We start from the raw sequence: 16,947 nt of genomic DNA, 5'->3' as shown, positions 1-16,947 counted from the left end.
GCGTTGCCCGGGGTGACCCTAGCGGCCGGTGCCGCCATAGACGGTGGCCTCAGCGTCGCCGTCGAGCTCGAACGCATTGTGGATGGCGCGCACGGCGTCGTCCAGGGCATCGGCGCTGGTGACTACGGAGATGCGGATTTCCGAGGTGGAGATCATGTCGATGTTGATGCCGGCGTCGGAGAGGGCCTTGAAGAACGTGGCCGAAACGCCGGGGTGCGAACGCATGCCAGCGCCGATCAGGGAGAGCTTGCCGACGTGCTCGTTGTATTCAATGCTCTCGAAGCCGATCTGGCCTTCAGCTGCACGCAGGGCGGCCAGGGCGTCGGCGCCTTCAACGATGGGCAGCGTGAACGAGATGTCCGTGCGGCCGGTGCCGTGGGTAGAGACGTTCTGGACAATCATGTCGATGTTCGAGTGCGCATCAGCGATCACCTGGAAAATCGCAGCAGCCTTGCCGGGGATATCCGGGACGCCTACTACGGTGACCTTGGCTTCGGACCGGTCGTGTGCAACGCCGGAGATGATTGGCTGCTCCAAGGCAACTCCCTCTTGAATGTTGAACTTTTCGTCGGCACCCGGGATGACCCACGTGCCTTCGTGCTGGCTGAATGAGGAACGGACGTGCAGGGGCACACCGAAACGGCGGGCGTACTCCACGCACCGCAGGTGCAGGATCTTGGCACCGGAAGCGGCCAACTCAAGCATTTCTTCGCTGGAGATACGGTCGATCTTCTGGGCGGAGCTCACAACTCGGGGATCGGCCGTGTAGATGCCGTCCACATCTGTGTAAATTTCGCAGACATCAGCCTCAAGTGCGGCGGCCAAAGCAACAGCGGTAGTGTCCGAGCCGCCGCGACCAAGCGTGGTGATCTCGTTGGTGCTGCGGCTCATGCCCTGGAAACCGGCCACGATTGCGATGTGTCCCTTGTCCAGCGCGGTGCGGATCCGGTGGGGGTCGACGTCGATAATCCGGGCCTTGCCGTGGATGCCGTCGGTAATCATGCCGGCCTGGGATCCAGTGAAGGACTGTGCGGAAGCGCCGAATTTGTTGATGGCCATGGCGAGCAGGGCCATGGAAATTCGCTCGCCTGCGGACAACAACATGTCCATTTCGCGGGCGGGAGCCGAGTCCGTGACCTGGCTTGCGAGATCCAGGAGTTCGTCTGTGGTGTCACCCATTGCGGAGACAACAACCACAACCTCGTTGCCGGCCTTCTGCGCATCCACGACGCGCTGTGCGACCCGCTTGATGCCATCAGCATCGGCAACCGAGGAACCGCCGAACTTTTGAACGATCAGCTGCTTGGTAATGGCAGCCTCGTTGGAGAGCTCTTCGATCTTCACTTCGGTAGTGGGCATAGTCATGCGCGCACCCTCACTGCATCAATAGGGTTCGAACGCGGCATGCTGAATTCCAAATTGGAGCACGCCTGCGTAGCTTATTTGCCCAGTTTATCGCCGCGTGCAGGGCTGGTAGGAATTGTGACCACATAGCGGCCACGTGCTCTCCCTACCACCCGGCAGTGCTCGGACCGCCCTTGAACGGGCCGACGATCTGCCGTGTGATCCAGCCGCCGTAGAAGTCGCCTTGCTGGAATGTCACCTGTTCGCCGTTGATCTCGCAGGAATCCATATGGTTCGGGTAGAGGGCCACCCGGCTGCTGAGCGCCTCGAAACCGCGGGCCGGTTTGGTGTAGGTCCACCCGCCACGGGATACGGCGAAACCGCCGGCAACGACGTCGAAATAGCTCGCTTCGCCCTTGAACTCGCAGAAAGTGGTGCCCCCAACAGGGACGAGCACACCGCTCCGGAAGGCATCCAACGGCACGTAGTAGACAGGCGGATGGCTGGTCTCCAGGACCCGCACAGCGTTGGCGGTGTCAACGATCACCTGACCGCCAAGCCGCACCACAATCCGTTCCGAGCGTGCTTCGATCCTCGGCGGACGCGGGTAGTCCCACACCGATTCCTGACCAGGGCCCGGTTTGATGGGACGGGGGCGCCGAAAGACGCCGTTGCTGGAGACCATGAGCCATGGTGGCACGCTCGGCTGGGATCTCGCCTTGAATTCGTGAAATCGGGGCATACTCCGGACGCTAGGATTATTGCCCATGGATGCGAAGGAGAAGGAACACCTCAACCGGTTGCTGAACCGTCCGTACTACTACGGGTACACCATGAGAGGTAAAACCATCTTTGCGTACACGAAGGAAGAATGGGGCATCGGTGCGAGTTCCGGCGGCGGCGACTACAACCTGATCCGCTCCTTCTATTTCAGTCTGGCACTAACGATTCTGATGGCGCCAGTTGCGCTGGGCTGCCTGATTCTTGCATTTGTCCTCTTGATCAACCTGCAGATCACGGCCCTGATTATGGCATTTTTCGGGCTCATCTTTGGCTTCGCCCTCCTCCAGTGCTACTTCAACGTCAAGGAAGAATGGCTGGGGAGGAAGGCGCGAAAACTCAAGGGCCTTCCGAAGCCTTGGTGGAAAGCGTCCGATGACCAGGCCTACGAATGGTTCTTGACCCACCCATCGCCTCACATCCACATGACCCTGGAGTACTTCCCGGATTCCGTGAAACTCCGGCAGATAGCGGACAATACCGCAGGGAACTAGCCCAATCGATCTAGAGGCCGCACGTTCGCCCGGCGTACCATCCAATTCATGAGGTTTGTGAGCGGCGATGTCCGGCGTTCGTGACCAAGAGGGCGGCTCGGATCCGGGCCGGGCTGAACCCGAATACGAAGTGATCGGCGGCGTCATCGACGATCATCCTTCCAGCACTGCCCGGAAGGCGGATTCGGGGCGGCCGCGCGCATCCGGAACCTTTAAGATGACCGCGGGCGAGGCATGGAGGAACACCCGGAAATCCTTCACATCGTGGTGGTTCTGGTTGGCTTGCGCACTGGGGATTGCGCTCGCGTGGGGGATGGCCGCCGCACTCATTGTTATGGGAGAGGCCAACGGCTGGTTCGAGACCGAGGTTGCCGGCGCCGTGTATTTGCTGATGGCGGCATTCCTGGCACTGGCGGCTGCCATGCTGGGTGCTGCTTGGGGCTTCCGGCATACGAAGGGAAGCATCCCTGTTCTGCTGCTGTCAGGAGCCATGAGGGGGTGGCGTTGGCTGCGACGGGATGCGGTGCGTTGCTCCTGGTGGGCCTCAGCTTCGGCGGACCAATGGCGCTGGCCGGTGACGCCGTCGTCGTCATTGTTCTTGAAGTAGCGCTGTTCGGGCTGATCGGTGCCGGTTCGCGGAGATGCTTCGCCAAGGCAGCTCCCGGTGCGGCTTTGGCTGTGGTGCTGGTGGCTTTCTTGTGCATTGGCAATGTGGTGGTCACGCTCCTGCTGATTCCCGCGACCGCGGGAACAGTCCAGGTTTCGGTGCCCGTCAACATCGAGCGCGACGACTCCGGAAGAGTCATCGCGTACGAATGCGTAGGCAGTCTTCGTACAGTTGAGGTGGCGCACACGGATCGGATTGCCTGGCTGGCCACGTCCAACCCTGTCCTGCTCCTGGGAAGCGTGGGCGGTGAACTGGCAGCTACGGACAACCCGGTTGGATGGATGTTATCCGGACTGCAATGGGCTGCCGACGGTCCCTCACGCGAAGTCCCGTGCCTCGGCGGGGAATCAAGTGCTGGCCTTGCGCCTTCGATCCCCGTCGCTCTGACCGGCTTGGCACTGCAGGGGCTGCTGGCTGCGCTGGTGCTTGTTGCGGGACGCTGGCAGGCCACCCGGCGGGCGGCGGCTAGTTCGGGGCCCGGGTAACCGGCTGACGCACGTACTCGGAAATTACGACGCCTGAGCCGAAGGCCGTCGTCGACACCTCGCTGAAGGCGCTGGGCTGGTAGGCCCCGGGCGCGAAGAGCGGGATCCCGTCACCAAAGAGCAGCGGGCTGCGTTTGAGCACAAGCCGGTCGATTTCACCGGCGAGCTGCGTTGCGAGTTGCCCTCCGCCACAGAGCCAAATCGCCTTCCCGGGCTGTGACTTCAACCGGCGCACAACGTCTACGGGGTCTTCATCGGTAAGCGTCAAATTCGGGTGCTCGCCCGGAATGTCCGCGTCGGTGCGCGTCCGGCTAAACACTATTTGTTCGAGGTGCTGATACGGGCTGGTCATGCCCGCCGGAAGGCCCACGGCGTAGGTATTCCAACCCATCACCACCGTGTCGAACATCGTCCCGTTCCGTTGGATGCCCATGGCGTCCGCGATCACGGTAGGAATGGCGTCAGGGAAGCGTTGATTCTGTGCGGCCATGTGGTCGCCCTCCACTGGGAAGGCATCGAACTCGCCTCCGGGGCCTGCAATGTAACCATCCAGGCTTACGGCAACGTAGTAGACAAGTTCTCGCACGGGACCCCCATCGCGGCTGATGTTGTGATTGCGAGATTACAGCAAAGCGTTGCGCCTGCCCTCGAACGCGCGGCCCAAAGTGACCTCATCGGCGTATTCAAGGTCTCCACCCACGGGCAGGCCCGACGCCAGTCGCGTTACGGTGATTCCGATCGACTTGAGCATGCGGGCAAGGTAAGTGGCCGTAGCCTCACCCTCGAGGTTGGGGTCCGTGGCGATGATGATTTCCTGGATGGCGCCGTCGTTGAGGCGTGTGAGGAGCTCACGGATGCGCAACTGCTCCGGACCGATACCCGCGATCGGATTGATGGCACCGCCAAGCACGTGATAACGGCCGCGGAAGGACCGTGTGCGCTCAACGGCCAGGACATCCTTGGACTCCTCAACGACACAAATGACCGACGGGTCACGGCGCTGGTCGCGGCAAATATTGCACGTTTCCTGCTCTGTCACGTTGAAGCACACACTGCAGAACTTCACGCGTTCCTTCACCGTGGTGATGGCCGTGACCAGGCGCTTCATGTCCTCGGGATCCGCCTCAAGGATGTGGAACGCCAGGCGCTGCGCTGATTTGGGGCCCACACCAGGAAGCCGGCCGAGCTCATCAATCAGCTCTTGAACTGCACCTTCGTACACAATGTCCTCGTTCGGTTGAAATCAATGCTGGAGTCAGCGGGGTTGCAGGGGAGAACCGTCCAAGGCGCGCTCTTCAATCAGCTTCCCGCCCAGAATACGCTCCACCGCGGCGCGCCCAAATACCCGGGACTCCTCGATGGTTTCGTCTTCCGGGCTGGGAATGTCCTCCGCCACCGACTCCGGCTTCGCCTGGGTCCTCACCGGCGCCTGGACACGGCCCGCTTGGGCTTCGGGGCTGTTCGTCAAACGCTGATACAGGCTCTGACGGCCAGTTGGACTGCCCGACGGCGCAGCCTCCTCGAGCGTCGCAACGGAGCCGTGCGCTTCCTCGGGTTGAGTCGCCAACGACGGCCAGGCCGCCGGGGCGTTGCTGGTTGCCGGGGCGGGCATGGATTGCGCTGCGGGCCAGCTCGACGCCGGTGCGACGTCCCAGCTGGAGCTCGGGTTCTCCTCGGCGTTGGTGGGGTGACCATAGGTTCCGGACGCCGTTGCCGGAGCCGGTGCTTGCGCCGCGGCCGGTTCATAGTCCGGGGTGTTAGTCGCGGGCGCGCTTTCTTCGACGTCCTGCGCGGGTTGCTTGCCCACGTTGGACTCCGTACCTACAACCCAGGTTCCCGGCGCCTGCTCGACTGCGCGCGACCACGGATCGTCGGACGCAGTGGTGCTCGAAGCGGGTGACGTTGTGGCTGCGGCCGGGGGTGCGGTTGTGGACGTCTGGGCCGGTGTTGAGGGTGCCGATCCCATTGGGCTTGCCGGCGCTGAGGCCGCCGGTTGGGAGTTCGTGCGGCTGTAGCCCGCGGGTGGTTCCCAGTCCGCCGGAGGCTCTTCGTCCAGCGGAGGGGCGTCCTCGTCGAGCGGCGGACCCCAATCATCGTCGGGGTACGAGTAGTCGCCGGAAGGCTCGGCCGCGGGGGGAGCGGCGGGAGTTGAGGCGGCTGGTGCTGGTACCGGCGCAGCTGGGGCGGGGGCAGCTGCGGTCGCGGTGGGCTCTGCTCGCGCGGGGGTGGACACCGATGGCTCGGGTGCTTCTGCTGGCGCGGATGCGGCGGATGCGGTCGGGGCGGCTGTGGGAGAAGCTACTGGCGCGGAAGCGGGCGCAAGACCCCAAGCGGAGTCGACAGCTGACACTGGTGCCGGCGCCGAAGCTGTTTCCGCAGGCGCTGACGTGACACCTGTGGCTGTGCCCTGGGGGGATCCACTGCCAGACGACGCCGGGGCGCCCACGGATGATGCGGCAGCCGGAGTTTCCCTGCTAGTAGGTGCTTTTGGGTTTGGCTCAGAGCTCGCTGAGCTGTTGCCGCCAGCCACTGCGACGATCTGGCAGTCGATGCCGATGGTCTTGTGGATCGCCTGCCGAAGGTTCTCGGAGTGATCGGCACGTCCGAACGCACCTGCAAGGCCACCGGTTGTGAAGGCGAGCGTCAATACCTGGCCATCAAACTGTGCCACTTGGGCATTCGGTTCAACAAGTGCCCAGGTGCTGCGCTTGATCTTGGTCAGCGTCTGCAGGACGTCCGGCCAGGCGCGGCGCAATGCTTCCACATCGCCGCTGCCTCCGGTAGCGGGAACCGGAGCAGCAGCCGGCTGCGGAGCTGCAGCAGGTGCCTGTTGCGGTGCGGGCGTTGGCTGTGGCTGAGACTGGGCTGCTTGGGATGGGGCAGCTTGCTGCGAGCGGCCCGCAGCCGGACGGTCTTCGACGGGCCAATCGTTGGTGGACACTCGAGGTGCTGTGATGGCATCCCGCGAACCAGCGTCTGTGGACGGATGTGCAGGGGACAGCTCCGGAGCGGACGCGGACTGCTCGGGCGCGGCAGATGCTGCAGCAGGGGCTTGCCGGGAAACGGCCGGTGTCGCCGGGACAGCCGGGACAGCCGGAGTTTCACCCTGTGCCGGCACTGTAGGTGCGATCGGCGTAGTAGCCGTAGGAACCGGTGGGGCAGCAGCCACAGCCGGGGCGCCGTCGTCGCCGGTGTAATTCAGACGACGTTCCACGCGGTCGATGCGGGCAGCGATGCCACGTTCGGTCTGCTCGGCACTGGGCAGGAGGATGCGTGCGCACAGCAGTTCAAGGTGAAGGCGCGGCGACGTAGCACCGGTCATCTCAGTGAGCGCCGTGTTGGTGACATCTGCGGCCCGGGACAGCTCCGCCGCGCCCAAGTTGGTTGCCTGATTGCGCATCCGGGCGATCTGGTCGGCTGGCATGCCACGAAGAATGGCCTGCGCGCTCTCGGGCATCGCCTGGACGATGATGAGGTCGCGGAATCGTTCCAAGAGGTCCTCGACGAAACGACGGGGGTCGTGGCCGGTCTGGATGACGCGGTCCACGGCACGGAACACAGTGGCAGCATCTGCCGCAGCAACGGCATCCACGATGTCGTCCAGCAACGAAGCATGCGTATAGCCGAGCAGCGCAACAGCGAGCTCATAATCCAGGCCATTGGGGCCGGCGCCGGCCATGAGCTGGTCCAGGACGGACAAGGTGTCGCGAACGGAACCGCCACCTGCGCGGATGACGAGCGAGAGCACGCCGGGAGCCACGGGAACGTTCTCCTGCTGGCAAAGGAGCTCGAGATACTGCATCAGCGGCTCGGGCGGCACCAGCCTGAAGGGGTAGTGGTGAGTACGGGACCGGATGGTTCCGATGACCTTGTCCGGCTCGGTTGTAGCGAAGATGAACTTGATGTGTTCCGGCGGCTCTTCAACGATCTTGAGGAGCGCGTTGAAGCCGGCGGACGTGACCATGTGGGCCTCGTCAATGATGAAGATCTTGTAGCGGTCGCGGACCGGGGCGAAGGTTGCGCGCTCGCGGAGATCGCGGGCGTCGTCCACGCCACCGTGGCTGGCGGCGTCGATCTCGATGACATCCAGCGAGCCGGAGCCGCCGCGTGCGAGTTCGACGCAGCTGGGGCATTTGCCGCAGGGAGTATCAGTGGGGCCTTCGGCGCAATTGAGGCAGCGTGCAAGGATGCGCGCGGACGTGGTCTTGCCGCAACCGCGGGGGCCGGAGAAGAGGTAGGCGTGGTTCACGCGGTTCTTGCGGAGCGCCGTCATCAGCGGCTCCGTGACGTGTTCCTGCCCGATAACGTCCGCGAAAGAGTCCGGGCGATACCTTCGATACAGGGCAGTTGTAACAGTCACAAGTGAAACCTACCTATAGGGACTGACAGTTAAAGTAAGTGACCCCTCATGCACCCGCCAGAGCCCATCTACCCTTGCTACCTTCCGGTCCTGGGGGAGTTCAACAGGATGACGCCACATGAGGGGCCGTCGACAAGCTTACCCGAACTTGGGTTGCGGTTCGAATCGGCTGGAAGGGCTGTGGATAAGGCTCGACGGCGGTTGGCTGGCCTTCTCATTTTGTCGGGGCTGGCTGGTAAACCTCGTACTGCAGGAGAGGTTCGTCGGAAAGGTGTAGCTATGGTGCGGGATGGGTATGTACTGCCCCTGTGGATCCAACGGTGCGCAGTTGAGAGTGGACGGCACTCCCAGGAATTCGTCCCAGCGAGCCAAGATCCTTCTACGCGACGCACGTCGGTGCCCGGGTCAGCATGAATTATTCAGAGGGCGGCGGTAGCTGTTGTCACTTGTCAACACTTTGGAATATTCTCAGACCATGAATACCGAGCAGCCCTTCGAAGTGCGTCTCCGTTTGGGGGAACTTCCCGAGCCGGTTGAAGACCTGCTCGCGGAACAGCTTGATGCGATCGTGTCTCGCTTCGCTGGAGTGCCCTATGTGACTGTCCTGCAGGATGCCGCAAGCGGCACGGAGGCCGCCCATAGGGTTGTTGACCAGATTCGTCATCTCGGTGGAGAGGTTCACGCCGTTGATTTCGACTATGTCACAAGGGGTGAGATTGCCGAGCGGCTGGGAACGACGCGACAGGCTGTGGCTCACTGGATTGCTGGCCAGCGGCAAGCGGCCTTTCCATTCCCTCGTCCAGCCATTCAGGCGGGAGTCTCGCTTTGGTGCTGGTCGGACGTCGTCAACTGGGCAACAGTCTCGAGCCATGCCGTCAGCGGGGATGTAAGGCTGTTGTCCGCCGATGAGATCGCAATGATCAATGGAGAATTGGCTGCCGGGCGAATGCCCATCTTTGCCTGACCTGCTCCCCGTTACCGCCAGCCATTCACCGGCCACGTCATGAAGGCAGGCTCCTCATAAGGGTGCGCGGCCCGCAAAGCCCGCACCACGCCGTCGAGCGTGTCCTCCTGAACAACGCACTCAACCCTGGTTTCGGGCACCTGCTCCTCGATCCCCACCTCACCAACAAAGGGGCGCGCTCCAGGCAGTGGCGTGAAACGGCCAGTGCCTGGCGAAGTAAAGGCGCAGTGGGAGTAGTCGCCGATTCGCCCGGCGCCTGCGTCGCCAATGGCCAGGAGGACTTCCTCGATATGCGTCTCAGGAACGTAGACAACCAGGGCATGCAGCTGAGCCATAAGGACATCCTGTCAATGAACTTCGGCTACAAACAGGTCTCAACCATTGCAAAACGAGGGACCGCAGCGGACCATGGGTATGTACACCGATTGGGGCAATCTCAAGGTTGTGAGCTGCGGGGCCTGGGAGCGAGGGGCCGGACCCGGCAGCTCAACGGTGATACCGCAAGAATGGGCGCGTTGGGGGCGTCCATTTTTCCGTTAACGGGCTTATCTTCGAGCCCTTCTACAGGCGGTGATTCGGCCCGATTACACGATGCCGAAATTCTCAGGTACAGTAGTATCTGCTTTCGAATCGGAAGCAAGGAGAATTCGCCTAGCGGCCTATGGCGCACGCCTGGAACGCGTGTTGGGTTAACGCCCTCGGGGGTTCAAATCCCCCATTCTCCGCGTTTGGCCCCAGTCCTCGGACTGGGGCCTTTTGCGTTCCCGGAAGCTAGTCGGCGTCAGCCTGCTGCTCGGCATCCTGCTGCTGTGTTGCCGCGACCCTCTCCAGCACTTCGCGGCAGGCTGCGGTTGCAGGGTGGATGCGGCCGGCGGTCCTGGTGGACGTGAAAACGGTTCGCTTCGGAAGGCCCGGGAGGTCCAGGAGTTGGACGGTGCGGGTTCTGCCCGTCCACACCAGGTCAGGCATGAGCGCCACGGCGTTTCCGGATTCAATGAGCCGGATCTGTGCTTGGAGGTCGGCCGTTTCGTAACGTACGTCGGGCTCGAACCCCGCTGAACGGCACGCCTGCTCAGCCCAGTGCCTGGAGGCGGCCCCCCGGGGTTCCATGACCCACGGCATTGAGGCGGTGTCCGCAAGCGAAGAAACAGTTTCGCCGCCCAATCCCACCGGGGGAGTGGCCAGGCGGATGGCGTCGCTGGTGAGGATCACACGGTCCAGGCCGCTGTGATGCGGGGCGGCGTGGCCTGGGTATTGCTCTGCCACCACGAGGTCGAAGTCGCGCGCCCAGGTTTCGTAGAGTGCAGTCTCGGGCTCGCGCTGCGTCATCTCCACGCGGACCTCTGGATACTCCTGGCGCATGATGCTGAGGAAATCGGGCAGCAAAGCCAACGCGGCCGACTGGAAGACGGCGAGCCGGACAGTGCCCGTGACCATGGAGAGCGAGGCCGCGAGCTCGGTCTCCGCGCGCTCCAAGGTCTCCAAGAGAGCGGCCGTGTGGGCTACGAGGATCTCCGCTTGCGGAGTCAGCTGCACTCGCCGCCCGGCTTTGCGCAGCAGTTCCACACCCGCTTCCTTCTCCAGCAACGTCAGCTGCTGCGAAACCGATGAAGGGCTGTACTGCATCGCGTCGGCGACTTCGGCCAAGGTTCCGCGGATCTTCAATTCGTGCAGCAAACGCAGCCTGCGGACGTCCAGCAAGGCGGCCTCCAAAGGTTCGGGATGGGTAATCAATATTCGTCAGAAAAGATCGCTTTTCCTAACGTGATTGTAGATCCATACTGATGGAAACAAACAAACTTCTCCGCCTCAGAAGGAGCCCCCATGACCAGCACCCTCCCGGATGCCACCGCCCCGCGCACCCAGGATTCCGGGCAGTTCGATGCTTTGGCTCAGGAAGCCATCGCCTTGGTCCGCCACTGGCTTACTGAAGCCAGCAAGATCCCCGTGGATGTGTCCGCGCAGCGCCTCGCCGGCGTCCTGAAGGACCCGAACGGCCTTGACTTCACTGTCGGATTCGTCGACGGCGTCATCCGCCCCGAGGACCTGTCGGTCGCCGGCCGCAAGCTCGCAGAGCTCGCTCCCAAGGTGCCCAAGTTCCTCCCGTGGTACATGCGCAGCGCTGTACGCGTAGGTGGCGTCATGGCTCCGATCGTCCCGCAGGTAGTCATCCCGATCGCCCGCCGCGTGCTCCGCGAAATGGTGGGCCACCTGATCGTGGACGCCACCGACGCCAAGCTCGGCCCGGCCATCGCCAAGATCCGCCAGGACGGTGTTCACCTGAACGTGAACCTCCTCGGTGAAGCAGTCCTGGGCGAACACGAAGCCCAGCGCCGCCTGGATGGAACGCTCAAGCTCCTTGCCCGCGATGACGTGGACTACGTTTCCATCAAGGAATCCTCCACCGTGGCACCGCACTCCCCGTGGGCCTTCGACGAAGCCGTCGACCACGTGGTGGAGAAGCTCACCCCGCTGTATCGCCTGGCTGCATCCTTCCCCAAGCCCAAGTTCATCAACCTGGACATGGAGGAATACAAGGACCTCAGCATGACCATCGCGGTATTCAAGCGCATCCTGGACATGCCCGAGTTCAAGAACCTCGAGGCCGGCATCGTCCTCCAGGCCTATCTCCCGGACGCCCTTGGTGCCATGCAGGAACTCCAGGAGTGGGCTGCGGCCCGCCGCGCCCAGGGTGGCGCTCCCATCAAGGTCCGCGTGGTCAAGGGAGCCAACCTCCCCATGGAGCAGGTTGAAGCTTCCCTGCACGACTGGCCGCTGGCGACCTGGGGCACCAAGCAGGACTCCGACACCAGCTACAAGAACGTCATCAACTACGCCCTGACTCCGGAGCACATTGACGCCGTCCGCATCGGCGTCGCTGGCCACAACCTGTTCGACGTCGCCTTTGCGTGGTTGCTCGCCAAGCAGCGTGGCGTCACGAAGGGCATTGAATTCGAGATGCTCCTGGGCATGGCAACCGGCCAGGCCACGGCAGTCCGCAAGGACGTCGGCAGCCTCCTCCTGTACACACCCGTGGTCCACCCGGGCGAGTTCGACGTCGCCATCGCCTACCTGATCCGCCGCCTTGAAGAGGGTGCCAGCCAGGAAAACTTCATGTCCGCAGTCTTCGAGCTCAGCGAAAATGAAGCCCTCTTCAAGCGCGAACAGCAGCGATTCCTTGATTCTCTCGCCGGAATGACGGACGAGGTTCCTGGGCCCAGCCGCCAGCAGGACCGCCGCCTCCCCGCAGAGCCCGCACCGCTCGAGGGCTTCAGCAACACCCCGGACACCGACCCGGCCCTCCCGGCCAACCGCGCCTGGGGCCGCGACATCCTCAAGCGCATCCCCGGCTCCACCGCGGGCAACAAGATCGTCGAATCCACCAAGGTCTCCGACGCCGCCGAACTGGACCGGATCATCGCCACCGCCGTGGACCACGGCAAGGCCTGGGGTGCCCTTCCGGCCGCCGAACGCGCAGCGATCCTGCACCGCGCCGGCGACATCCTTGAGGCGCGCCGTGCGGAGCTTCTTGAGGTTATGGCTTCCGAAACCGGCAAGACCATCGACCAAGGCGACCCCGAGGTCAGCGAAGCAATCGACTTCGCGCACTACTACGCCGAGCGCGCCAAGGACCTGGAAACGGTCGACGGCGCCACGTTCGTCCCAGCCAACCTCACCGTGGTGACCCCGCCGTGGAACTTCCCGGTGGCGATCCCCGCAGGCTCGACGCTCGCAGCGCTTGCCTCAGGTTCCGCCGTCGTGATCAAGCCTGCAAAGCAGGCCCGCCGCTCCGGTTCCGTCATGGTGGATGCCCTCTGGGAAGCCGGCGTGCCCCGTGAAGTCCTGGCCCTCGTGCAGCTCGAAGAGCGCGAACTCGGCACCCAGCTGGTCTCGCACCCGAGCGTTGACCGGGTCATCCTCACTGGTGGCTACGAAACCGCTGAACTCTTCCGTTCCTTCCGCCAGGACCTGCCGCTGCTCGCGGAGACGTCCGGAAAGAACGCCATCATCGTCACCCCGAGCGCTGACCTGGACCTGGCTGCCAAGGACGTTGTGTACTCGGCATTCGGCCACGCAGGCCAGAAGTGCTCGGCTGCCTCGCTGGTGATCCTGGTGGGCTCGGTGGCCAAGAGCGCCCGCTTCCACAACCAGCTGATCGACGCCGCACGCTCGTTGACCGTCGGTTACCCGGAGGATGCCACCACCCAGATGGGGCCGATCATCGAGCCGGCCAACGGCAAGCTCCTTAGCGCCCTCACCACCTTGGGAGACGGCGAGGCGTGGGCCATCAAGCCCGAGCGCCTCGACGAAACAGGACGTTTGTGGTCCCCGGGCATCCGTTCGGGCGTCAAGCGTGGCTCCTACTTCCACCTCACCGAGTTCTTCGGCCCGGTCCTGGGTGTTATGACCGCAGAGACCCTCGAGGAAGCCATCGCCATCCAGAACGAGATCGAGTACGGCCTCACCGCCGGCCTCCACTCCCTGGACTCCGCTGAAATGGGCGTCTGGTTGGACACCATCCAGGCCGGAAACCTGTACGTCAACCGCGGCATCACCGGTGCGATCGTCCAGCGCCAGCCGTTCGGCGGATGGAAGAAGTCGGCAGTCGGCGCCGGAACCAAGGCCGGTGGACCGAACTACCTGATCGGCCTGGGCAGCTGGCTCCCCGCCGAGGCCAAGGCCAAGCGCGGCACGATGCTTCAGGGTGCTGCCGCGCAGATTCTCGCTGCTGCAAAGTCGGTGGACGTGTCCGCTGAGGAACTCCAAACCCTGCAGCAGTCACTCTTCAGTGACGCAGCAGCCTGGGAAGCCGAGTTCGGCACCCGCAAGGACGTCTCAGCCCTGTCCGCAGAGCGCAACGTCTTCCGCTACCGCTCCCTCCCTGTCACCATCCGCCTCTCCGAAGGCGAGCGGCTCGCTGAGCTGCTCCGCGTGGTGGCAGCCGGCGCAGTGGCTGGTTCGGCGCTCAAGGTGAGCTCCGCCGTCGTGCTTCCCGACGCCGTGGTGACTGTGTTTGCGAACCTGGGCGTCAGCGTCCGGATCGAGGACGACGCCGCGTGGCTGGCCCGTGCAGCAAAGTTCGACGCCGGCCGGATCCGCCTGATCGGTGGCGACTTCGCCGCGCTGAGCGCAGCCATGGGTGGTCGCCCGGACGTCGCGGTCTACCACGGTGCTGTGACCCAGGCCGGCCGGATCGAGATGCTGCCGTTCCTCCGCGAGCAGGCCGTGTCCATCACCGCCCACCGCTTCGGCACCCCGAACCACCTGTCGGATCACCTGATCTAGCCGTTGGATACGGAGGCCGGGCAGGACGGATTCGCTCCGACCTGCCCGGCCTTCGTTGTTATCGGTCCACCAAGCCCATCAGGCGGCGTACCCCAGCCTCTGCAACCTTCGCCGGGCAGCCTGCTCGCTGGGTCCATGGGAGCCCAAGGCAAACCGGACCATGCCCAGCACGGCCCGGGCAGCGGTGATGACGGGCAAGGGAATCGGACCAATCCCGGCACGGCGAATACCGAGCATCTCCCGGTACTTGGGCTCAAGACTTGCCACTGCGGCGGAAAACAGGATGGTGTACCCGGGCTTGAGAAGCGGGCTCAGGGGCGGGTAGCGGATGAACGACACCGTCTCGGCCAAGCGCTCATCAGCCCGGAGTATCCCGGAGGCGCACCACTGCTCAAGCTCGTCACGGACCTGGGCCTCGGTCAGAGGAGGGTCCTCCACTCCCATAAGCCGCCCGGCAGCTGCCCACTCGCGAACGTAGGCGTCGGGCCCGCCTGGGATGGGCCGGCCCCAGATGCGGTTGGCGGTGATGAAGGAGTCAGCGTAGGTGACGTGTACCCAGCGGAGGAGTTCGGGGTCGTTGGCGGCGTACTCACGTAAGACTCCGTTGCCGTCCACATAAGTACCCCGGACGCGCTCGTGGATCTTGCGCACGCGTGCGGTCGCTGCTTCGGCGGCCTCCGTGGAACCGTAGGTCACCGTGAAAATCCATCGGACCGTGTTAGCCAACCGTCCCAGAGGGTCTTTTTGGAAGCCTGAGTGCTCGTAAACTCCGGCCAGCGCGCCGGGATGCAGGGCCTGCATCAGCAGTACCCTGATCCCGGCCACGATGGTGGCAACATGGCCGTGCACGGCCCAGACGGCCGATCCCGGCAGGTGATATCCGGCGTCGTTCCCTTCCGCGAGGCGCGGCACCCACTCTGGAGGCGTGCCCGACGTTCCTGTGAAGGTGCGCTGCAGTTCGTGCCTGTACTCCGTGAGGTAGTTCCTCATAGGTCCCATGAGACCTCGCAATTGCGCCCATGTACAGGGGAAAGCGCGGAGCTTAGGAGCGGACGCGGCGCCGCGACGGTGCTGCCGCAACCAACAGGGCGGCGATGGCGACGGCGGCACTCAGGATGAGGCCCGGACGGTACTGTTCCAGCATGGCTTGGGCGCTGACAGTTCCGGCGGCCTGGCCGTGACCGCTGACCAATGCCGTGGTGACCGCCAAAACCAGGGCCGCCCCAACCTGGGTGCTGGTCTGGATCAAACCCGCAGCCAGCCCCTGCTCTGAATCCTTGATCCCGGCCGTCGCTTGGACGTTGATGGACGGGAAAGCCAGCGCGAAGCCGATGCCCAGCAGGACCACGGACGGCAGGATATCCAGCACGTAGTTCGGCGTGGTGCCCACCCGGAGGAACAGGACATAGCCCAGGCCGAGGGCCGTGAGCCCGGTCAGAATCAGTTGTGTGGCCCCAAACTTCTCAATGAGACGGTCCGCGAACGGCGCGCTCGTAGCCACCAACAGACCTGCCGGCAGCAGGGCCAGAGCCATTCCCAGCGGCGTCCAGCCCAGCACGGACTGCAGGTACATGGTGACGATGAACTGGAAGCTGAGGTAGGAGCCGAACAGTCCCACGGCGCTGAGATTGGCTCGGGCTACCCAGCCCTCCTTGAGGATGCTGAAGCGGATCAGCGGATGCTTGACCCTGTTCTCTATCACCGCGAAAGCCGCCAGCACGGCGATGGACACTGCGAATCCGGCGATTGTTGCCACAGATCCCCAGCCCTGCTCAGGTGCTGAAACCAAGGTGTACACGAGGCCGAGCATCCCCAGCGCGAGAGTGACGGCGCCCCAAATATCGTGCCCGCTGTTCTCCGCCGACGGCTTGTCCTTCGGGATGAACTTCATGCCCAGGAAGACCACGACGACGGCGATGGGCACCGAGACCAGGAACGTCCAACGCCAGCTGAGGCTGGTCATCAGGCCGCCCACCACCAGGCCGAGCGAGAAGCCACTGGCGCCGAACGTGGTGAAGATGGACAGCGCCTTGTTGCGCTCGCGGCCTTCCGCGAAGTTGGTGGTGATGATGGAGAACCCGGTGGGTGCGGTGAAGGCAGCGGCAAGTCCCTTGATGAACCGGGTGGCGATCAGGATGGCGGGATCGTCCACCAGCCCGCCAAGGAGCGACGCTGCGGCGAATACGGTCAGCGCAATGAGGAAGATTCGACGCCGGCCCAACAGATCGGCGAGACGGCCACCGAGGAGCAGGAGGCTTCCGTAGCCCAGGACGTAGGCGGAAACAATCCACTGCAGGGAGTCGGTACCCAGGTTGAGTTCCTGTCCGATGGAGGGCAAGGCAACGCCGACCATGGAGACGTCCAGCCCGTCCAAAGCCAGGACGGTGCACACAACCATGAGCAGCAGCCACTGGGCACGCGTCCAGTGAACGGCTGAAACCAAAGGCGGCTCAGTTGAGGTTTTGAGGGTGGTGGGTGATGTCATGGACTCGAATCTACATGACGCGTCATTCAATGACAAGGAATATGATGTGGAATATTATGACGTGGATTCTAACGTCGAAATG

Annotated in this window: 14 protein-coding genes, 1 tRNA gene and 1 other RNA gene; 6 read left to right on the top strand and 10 right to left on the bottom strand. The window is 63.7% G+C overall.

The window, feature by feature from the left end; all coding sequences use genetic code 11:
• Positions 1-18 precede the first annotated feature (18 nt).
• Both ACZ881_RS04885 and ACZ881_RS04880 read right to left on the bottom strand, forming a co-directional pair.
• Entirely contained in the window at positions 19-1,365 is a 1,347-nt protein-coding gene (locus tag ACZ881_RS04885; protein ID WP_091465188.1) for an aspartate kinase, read from the bottom strand.
• Positions 1,366-1,510: 145 nt separating this feature from the next.
• A complete protein-coding gene (locus ACZ881_RS04880; protein ID WP_476113860.1) occupies positions 1,511-2,029 on the bottom strand; it encodes a DUF427 domain-containing protein in 519 nt (172 codons plus the stop codon).
• 82 nt (positions 2,030-2,111) lie between these two features.
• On the opposite strand from ACZ881_RS04880, the gene ACZ881_RS04875 reads away from it, so the two are divergent.
• From ACZ881_RS04875 to ACZ881_RS04865, 3 genes are all read left to right on the top strand, one after another.
• Entirely contained in the window at positions 2,112-2,618 is a 507-nt protein-coding gene (locus tag ACZ881_RS04875) for a hypothetical protein (protein WP_476112939.1), read from the top strand.
• A 67-nt stretch (positions 2,619-2,685) separates the two neighbouring features.
• Positions 2,686-3,225, top strand: a complete 540-nt coding sequence (locus tag ACZ881_RS04870) for a hypothetical protein (RefSeq protein ID WP_476112937.1) — start codon at positions 2,686-2,688, stop codon at positions 3,223-3,225.
• Complete coding sequence (locus ACZ881_RS04865) at positions 3,123-3,770, top strand: hypothetical protein (protein WP_476112935.1); 648 nt, start codon at positions 3,123-3,125, stop codon at positions 3,768-3,770. The genes ACZ881_RS04870 and ACZ881_RS04865 overlap by 103 nt, the downstream gene beginning before the upstream one ends.
• On the opposite strand, the gene ACZ881_RS04860 is transcribed toward ACZ881_RS04865, so the two are convergent.
• The 4 genes from ACZ881_RS04860 to ffs all read right to left on the bottom strand — a co-directional run bounded on the left by ACZ881_RS04860 (position 3,751) and on the right by ffs (position 8,261).
• Positions 3,751-4,356, bottom strand: a complete 606-nt coding sequence (locus ACZ881_RS04860; RefSeq protein WP_476112933.1) for a dihydrofolate reductase family protein — start codon at positions 4,354-4,356, stop codon at positions 3,751-3,753. The two genes, ACZ881_RS04865 and ACZ881_RS04860, sit on opposite strands and share 20 nt — an antisense overlap.
• A 36-nt stretch (positions 4,357-4,392) precedes the next feature.
• Positions 4,393-4,992, bottom strand: coding sequence for a recombination mediator RecR (gene recR, locus ACZ881_RS04855; RefSeq protein ID WP_017198356.1), 600 nt, complete (start codon positions 4,990-4,992; stop codon positions 4,393-4,395).
• A gap of 33 nt (positions 4,993-5,025) precedes the next feature.
• Positions 5,026-8,130 (bottom strand): DNA polymerase III subunit gamma and tau, encoded by a 3,105-nt coding sequence (locus ACZ881_RS04850; protein WP_476112930.1) that lies wholly within the window; start codon positions 8,128-8,130, stop codon positions 5,026-5,028.
• 34 nt (positions 8,131-8,164) lie between these two features.
• An RNA gene (ffs, locus tag ACZ881_RS04845) (signal recognition particle sRNA small type) lies at positions 8,165-8,261 on the bottom strand.
• A 344-nt stretch (positions 8,262-8,605) separates the two neighbouring features.
• Here ffs and ACZ881_RS04840 point away from each other — a divergent pair.
• A complete protein-coding gene (locus tag ACZ881_RS04840; protein ID WP_476112928.1) occupies positions 8,606-9,094 on the top strand; it encodes a hypothetical protein in 489 nt (162 codons plus the stop codon).
• Between the two features lie 11 nt (positions 9,095-9,105).
• Here the strand turns inward: ACZ881_RS04840 and ACZ881_RS04835 are convergent, their stop codons facing one another.
• Positions 9,106-9,429 (bottom strand): YqfO family protein, encoded by a 324-nt coding sequence (locus ACZ881_RS04835; RefSeq protein ID WP_178993274.1) that lies wholly within the window; start codon positions 9,427-9,429, stop codon positions 9,106-9,108.
• 305 nt (positions 9,430-9,734) lie between these two features.
• On the opposite strand from ACZ881_RS04835, the gene ACZ881_RS04830 reads away from it, so the two are divergent.
• Positions 9,735-9,819: transfer RNA gene (locus ACZ881_RS04830), tRNA-Ser, on the top strand.
• A 46-nt stretch (positions 9,820-9,865) separates the two neighbouring features.
• Here the strand turns inward: ACZ881_RS04830 and ACZ881_RS04825 are convergent.
• Positions 9,866-10,795 carry a LysR family transcriptional regulator gene (locus ACZ881_RS04825; protein ID WP_091467496.1) on the bottom strand — a complete coding sequence of 310 codons (930 nt, stop codon included), beginning with the start codon at positions 10,793-10,795 and terminating at the stop codon, positions 9,866-9,868.
• A 123-nt stretch (positions 10,796-10,918) separates the two neighbouring features.
• Between ACZ881_RS04825 and ACZ881_RS04820 the strand changes: the two genes are divergently transcribed.
• On the top strand, positions 10,919-14,380 hold the full coding sequence (locus ACZ881_RS04820) for a bifunctional proline dehydrogenase/L-glutamate gamma-semialdehyde dehydrogenase (RefSeq protein WP_476112926.1): 3,462 nt from the start codon (positions 10,919-10,921) through the stop codon (positions 14,378-14,380).
• Between the two features lie 78 nt (positions 14,381-14,458).
• On the opposite strand, the gene ACZ881_RS04815 is transcribed toward ACZ881_RS04820, so the two are convergent.
• Entirely contained in the window at positions 14,459-15,379 is a 921-nt protein-coding gene (locus tag ACZ881_RS04815; protein ID WP_364307754.1) for an oxygenase MpaB family protein, read from the bottom strand.
• A gap of 43 nt (positions 15,380-15,422) precedes the next feature.
• Positions 15,423-16,865 (bottom strand): MFS transporter, encoded by a 1,443-nt coding sequence (locus tag ACZ881_RS04810; RefSeq protein ID WP_091465205.1) that lies wholly within the window; start codon positions 16,863-16,865, stop codon positions 15,423-15,425.
• Positions 16,866-16,947 lie beyond the last annotated feature (82 nt).

It is taken from the genome of Paenarthrobacter sp. TE3676 (assembly GCF_056279165.1).
The sequence above is the reverse complement of the archived record's forward strand: the minus strand, read 5'-3'. Positions and strand labels throughout refer to the sequence as shown.

Excerpts from the sequence above, each read along its gene's own strand:
- ACZ881_RS04815 (WP_364307754.1), bottom strand. The coding sequence starts at position 15,379 with ATGGGACCTATGAGGAACTACCTCACGGAGTACAGGCACGAACTGCAG.
- ACZ881_RS04810 (WP_091465205.1), bottom strand. The coding sequence starts at position 16,865 with ATGACATCACCCACCACCCTCAAAACCTCAACTGAGCCGCCTTTGGTT.
- ACZ881_RS04840 (WP_476112928.1), top strand. The coding sequence starts at position 8,606 with ATGAATACCGAGCAGCCCTTCGAAGTGCGTCTCCGTTTGGGGGAACTT.
- ACZ881_RS04835 (WP_178993274.1), bottom strand. The coding sequence starts at position 9,429 with ATGGCTCAGCTGCATGCCCTGGTTGTCTACGTTCCTGAGACGCATATC.
- ACZ881_RS04880 (WP_476113860.1), bottom strand. The coding sequence starts at position 2,029 with ATGGTCTCCAGCAACGGCGTCTTTCGGCGCCCCCGTCCCATCAAACCG.
- ACZ881_RS04870 (WP_476112937.1), top strand. The coding sequence starts at position 2,686 with ATGTCCGGCGTTCGTGACCAAGAGGGCGGCTCGGATCCGGGCCGGGCT.
- ACZ881_RS04820 (WP_476112926.1), top strand. The coding sequence starts at position 10,919 with ATGACCAGCACCCTCCCGGATGCCACCGCCCCGCGCACCCAGGATTCC.
- ACZ881_RS04875 (WP_476112939.1), top strand. The coding sequence starts at position 2,112 with ATGGATGCGAAGGAGAAGGAACACCTCAACCGGTTGCTGAACCGTCCG.
- ACZ881_RS04885 (WP_091465188.1), bottom strand. The coding sequence starts at position 1,365 with ATGACTATGCCCACTACCGAAGTGAAGATCGAAGAGCTCTCCAACGAG.